This is a genomic window from Saliniramus sp. (genome assembly GCF_035311605.1).
Lineage (GTDB): Bacteria > Pseudomonadota > Alphaproteobacteria > Rhizobiales > Beijerinckiaceae > Saliniramus.
The window spans coordinates 1-5,217 of record NZ_DATGCW010000182.1 but is presented as its reverse complement, the minus strand read 5'-3'; the positions used below and the strand labels follow the sequence as shown (position 1 = coordinate 5,217).

Annotated in this window: 4 protein-coding genes and 1 pseudogene; all 5 read left to right on the top strand. The window is 65.8% G+C overall.

The genetic code is table 11. The features are described from left to right. Positions 1 to 1,153 (top strand): glucose-6-phosphate isomerase (locus VKP01_RS08340; protein WP_324411689.1); only part of this gene is annotated, 1,153 nt, incomplete at its 5' end. 13 nt (positions 1,154 to 1,166) lie between these two features. Next, positions 1,167 to 2,303 carry an FAD-dependent oxidoreductase gene (locus VKP01_RS08335; protein WP_324411688.1) on the top strand — a complete coding sequence of 379 codons (1,137 nt, stop codon included), beginning with the start codon at positions 1,167 to 1,169 and terminating at the stop codon, positions 2,301 to 2,303. Positions 2,304 to 2,388: 85 nt separating this feature from the next. After that, positions 2,389 to 4,365, top strand: a complete 1,977-nt coding sequence (locus tag VKP01_RS08330) for an acetyl/propionyl/methylcrotonyl-CoA carboxylase subunit alpha (protein WP_324411687.1) — start codon at positions 2,389 to 2,391, stop codon at positions 4,363 to 4,365. Then, positions 4,362 to 4,799 (top strand): hypothetical protein, encoded by a 438-nt coding sequence (locus VKP01_RS08325; RefSeq protein ID WP_324411686.1) that lies wholly within the window; start codon positions 4,362 to 4,364, stop codon positions 4,797 to 4,799. The genes VKP01_RS08330 and VKP01_RS08325 overlap by 4 nt, the downstream gene beginning before the upstream one ends. Before the next feature lie 26 nt (positions 4,800 to 4,825). Beyond that, positions 4,826 to 5,217 (top strand): annotated as a pseudogene (locus tag VKP01_RS08320) (hypothetical protein); the annotation flags it as partial.

Sequence of the window (5,217 nt, the reverse complement as noted above, 5' to 3'; positions counted from 1 at the left end):
CGGCGATTTCGACGCGATCGAGCAGACCGCCCGCAGGCTGCGCGACGGTGCAAGCGACGTGGTCTTTCTCGGTACCGGCGGATCAAGCCTCGGTGGGCAGACACTGGCCCAGCTCGTCGATTACATGGTGCCCGGGCTGGGGCGGCTGGATGACGGCCCGCGCATTCACTTCTTCGACAATCTTGACCCGGCCACCTTCGGGCGCGTGCTCGAGGCGCTGCCCCTTGCCACGACGCGGTTCGTCGCGATCTCGAAATCCGGGAGCACCGGCGAGACGCTGATGCAGACAATGGTGGTGATGCGCGCGCTCTCGGATGCCGGGCTCAAGATCGGCGAGCATGTTTTCGGTCTTTCCGAACCGCGCAAGGAGGGTACGAAGAACGCCCTGCGCGATCTGCTGGAGCCGGAAGGGTCGCCGTTCCTCGAACACCATACCGGCATCGGCGGGCGCTATTCGGCGCTGACCAATGTGGGACTCCTGCCCGCAGCGGTGATGGGCCTCGACATCGCTGCGATCCGCCGGGGCGCCGCTTCGGTCTATGCGCCGATCCGGGCCGCAGAACTGCCGGCAAAGGACATCCCTGTGGCAAACGGCGCCGCCTTGATGACGGCCGCTGCGCTGGAGGGCAAGGCGGTATGCGTCACCATGGCCTATGCCGACCGGCTGGAGCGGTTCACGCGATGGTGGGTGCAGCTCTGGGCCGAGAGTCTGGGCAAGGACGGCAAGGGCTCGCAGCCCGTCGCCGCCATCGGCCCGGTCGACCAGCATTCGCAGTTGCAGCTCTATCTCGCCGGCCCGAACGACAAGATCTTCACCGTGATCACGACCGATTGCGCCGGCAAGGGTCCCGAGATCGACGCGGCGCTGGCGGAGAAGGCGGGCGAGCCGGGCTTTGCCCGCAAGACCATCGGCGATCTCGTCGCGGCGCAGGGCCGCGCCACGGCGGACACGCTCGCGCGCAATCATCGCCCGACGCGCACCATTCATGTGGACCGGCTTGATGAAGAGCATCTCGGTGCGCTGATGATGCATTTCATGCTGGAGACGATCCTCACCGGCTATGCGCTGGGCATTGATCCCTTCGACCAGCCCGCCGTTGAGGAGGGCAAGGTTCTCGCGAAGCAATATCTCGCAGAGGGCCCCAGGGCGTGATGCAGGCCCGACCATGACGCATCTCGTTCTCGTCGGCGGCGGGCACGCGCATGCACTGGCCTTGCGCGGCCTTGCGCTCGACCGCGAACAGGGGTTGCGCATCACACTCGTCGCTCCGGAGCGTTACTCACCCTATTCCGGCATGCTGCCCGGGCATATCGCGGGGCTCTACAGCTTCAAGGCGATGCATATCGATCTGGAGCGCCTCTCGGAAGCGGCGGGGGCGACATTCGTACGCGCCCGCGCCATCGGCTTTCATGGCGCAGAAAAGCGCATTGCGCTGGATGACGGCGAGAGCCTCAGCTTCGACATCGCCTCGATCGATATCGGCATCACACCCGATCTCGATGCCATCAACGGTGCGCGCGCGCATGCTTTTGCGGTCAAGCCTATCGGATCGCTCATCCCGAAGCTCGAAGGGCTGATCGCCCAGGCGCGACACCCGGACGGCCCGCGCCGGATGCTCGTCATCGGCGGTGGTGCGGCGGGCACCTGCCTCGCTTTCGCGTTGCTGCACAGATTGCGGCGCGAAGCCGGTGGCCGCGCGATCGACGTGGCGCTGGCGACGGCGCAGGAGATCGCCCCGGAAATCAACGCCGCCGCGCGCTTCTTCCTGCGCCGCGCCCTGCGCAGGGTCGGGATCACCCTGCATGAGCACAGCCGCATCGCGCGCATCGGCCCCGATGGCGCGCAGACCGGGGACGGGCGTGATATCGCTGCGGACGCGGTGCTCGTCGCTTCGCATGCAAAGGCACCGGCGGTCCTGGCTGAAGGCGATCTCGCGCGCACGCCGGAGGGTTTTCTGGCAATCGGGGAAGATCTGCGGGTCCAAGGCCGGGATTCCATCTTCGCCGTGGGTGATTGCGCCACGATGACCGCGCATCCGCGTCCCAAGGCGGGCGTCTTCGCCGTGCGTCAGGGGCCTGCCCTTCGCCGCAACATTCGTGCCCTTGTTCGTCGCGAGGCACTCACCCCACATATACCGCAAAAGGACTGGCTGATGCTGATCGCCACCGGTGACGGACGCGCCGTCGCCTCGCGCGGAAGCAGCTTCGCTTTCGCCGGGCGTCTGCCCTGGTTGGCAAAGGACCGGATCGACCGGCAATTCATGGCGCTGTTCGATCATGATACGCTTCCGACGAAACCGTGAAGCATGCGGGCCGGTTCGCTCTTGACCTGACGCCGCTCCCGTTTTCCAAAGGACATGAAGCTTCATCTGCGACAGGGGTCCTCGCGTGTTCGAATCGGTACTTATCGCCAATCGCGGCGAAATCGCCTGCCGGATCGTCAGGACGGCGCAAGCGCTCGGCATGCGCACCATCGCGGTGCATTCGCAGGCGGATGCGGATGCGCTGTTCGTGCAGATGGCCGACGAGGCCTGGGAGATCGGCCCGGCCCCGGCGGCGGAATCCTATCTGCGCATCGACAAGGTGATCGATGTGGCGCTCAAAAGCGGCGCGCAATGCATCCATCCGGGCTATGGTTTCCTCTCCGAACGCGCGGAATTCGCCGAGGCCTGCGCCGAGAACGGCATCGCCTTCATCGGCCCGCCCGCCTCGGCGATCAAGGCTATGGGGCTAAAGGATGCGGCCAAGGCGCTGGCGCAGAAGGCCGGTGTACCCGTCGTGCCGGGCTATCACGGCAGCAGGCAGGAACCCGATTTCCTGCGCCAGAAGGCTTACGAAATCGGCTATCCGGTGCTGATCAAGGCGGTCGCCGGCGGTGGCGGAAAGGGCATGAAGCGGGTCGACAAGGCCACGGAATTCGACGATGCGCTGGCCTCCGCCATGCGCGAGGCACAGGCCTCCTTCGGCGATCCACGTGTTCTGGTCGAGAAATACGTGCTCTCCCCGCGCCATGTGGAAATCCAGATTTTCGCCGATCAGCACGGCAATGTGGTGCATCTGAACGAGCGCGACTGCTCGCTTCAGCGTCGGCACCAGAAGGTGGTCGAGGAAGCGCCGGCGCCGGGCATGACGCCGGATATGCGCGCCGCGATGGGCAAGGCCGCCGTCGAGGCCGCCCGCGCCGTCGGTTATGTCGGTGCCGGCACGGTGGAATTCATCGCCGATGGGCGGGAGGGCTTGAGGCCAGACCGCTTCTATTTCATGGAAATGAACACGCGGCTGCAGGTCGAGCATCCAGTGACCGAGGCGGTGACGGGGCTGGATCTGGTGGCGTTGCAGTTCCGCGTCGCCCATGGTGAGGCGCTTTCCTTCACGCAGGAAGAGGTGCGCCTCGAGGGCCACGCTGTCGAGGCGCGGCTCTATGCCGAGGATCCCGAGAAGGGTTTCCTTCCCTCGACCGGACGGCTCTGGGCGCTGGAACTGCCGGAGGATTTCGGTATCCGTGTCGATTCCGGCGTCGAGGCCGGCGACGAGGTCAGCCCGTTCTACGATCCGATGATCGCCAAGATCATTGCGCGCGGAGCCGATCGCGACGAGGCGCTCGATCGCCTCTCGCAGGCGCTCGGTGAAACGCTCGTCGCGGGACCACGCACGAACGCCGCCTTTCTGAAGAAACTCGTCGACGCACAGGCCTTTCGTGAAGGCGCTTTCGATACCGGCTTCATCGACCGGAATCTCGAACAGCTCGGCGCCGTGGAGCGCCCGCTCGATCCGATCGCTGTCGCGGCTGGGGCGCTCGCGCTGGTGCGGCGCGACCATGACCGTAACGCGCTTGCGGGCAGCGTCGCCATCGGGGATCTCCCCGGCCCATGGTGGGCGAGCGACGGATTCCAGCTCGTCGGTCAGCGCCAGACCGGCCTGCCCCTGATGGTGGACGGCACACGCATCGAGGGCGCGCTCACCTGGGACGCGGAAGGCCCTGCCTTCGAGCTGCCCGGCGCAAAATCGCCCCCCGGTGCCGTCGAGGCGAGCGTCGTCGAGGCTGGCGAAACCATGCTGGTCCTGCGCGAGGGGCGCCAGACACGCGTCGCGATCCATGACCCGACGGCCGTCGATCTCGAACATCTCGATGCGGGCGGCCTCATCAAGGCCCCGATGCACGGCAAGCTGGTGGCGCTCTTCGTCGAAACCGGCCAGAGCGTCGAGAAGGGCCAACGGGTCGCAGTGGTCGAGGCGATGAAGATGGAGCATGTTCTCACCGCGCCCCTCGACGGCGTGATCGGCGAGATCGCGGCGGCGATCGGCGATCAGGTTGGCGAAGGTGCGCGGATCACGGTGGTGCTCGAGGAGGGCGATACGGCATGAGCAAGCGGGTTGCGATGGTTCTGGGCGGTCTCGTCCTCGCGATCAGCCTCATCGCCTATGTCGGCTATCTGCTGCAGCAATTCGGTCAGGAATGCGATTCGACACTGCGGCATTGCGATGTCGCACAGGAGGAGATCGCCTTTCTCGAAGGCCAGTGGTGCGCCGCGATCGATCCACAGGCCCTGCGCGAGCGCATCGTCTTCGAGGAGGAACGCATCATGCTCCTGCGCGACGGCGCGCTGGCGGCACGCCAAGATGAATGGCGCGAAATGCGCGTCTTCGCCTCCATGGGAGCGCTGGTTTATTTCGAACATGATCTGGAAACCGGCGAGCGCCTGACCGGCGAATTGACATTGCGCGCCGACGGGCCCGACCGACGCTTCATGATCGACGGCCCCAATGAAATCGAATGGGTACGCTGCGCCGAGAGCTGAAGCGCATGACCGTGAAGGGATGCATCATGACCGAGACGCCGGATACGAGCTTCGATGCGAACGGCACACCCTTCACGGAATATGCCGAGCCACAGGCCGCAATCGACGCCCTGAGCCGCCACTATGAAGACGCCGCCGAGACTCTGCGCGGCGCGATCACGCGCTTCGTCAGGGAAGGCATACCGCCTGATCCGCAGAAGCGTGCGCGCTTTCGGTATCCGGAATTGCGGGTCGTCTATACCGAAGGCGCCAGGCCTCCACGCACGCAACGTGCCTTCGCCAAGCTTCTCGGCACGGGCATCTATGCCACCACCCTCACCCATCCCGAAGCGTTTGCGGGCTATCTCCTCGAACAGCTCACCCCGCTGGTGAACGAATACGGCGCGCGCCTTCAGGTCGGGCCGGGGGCACAGGAAAT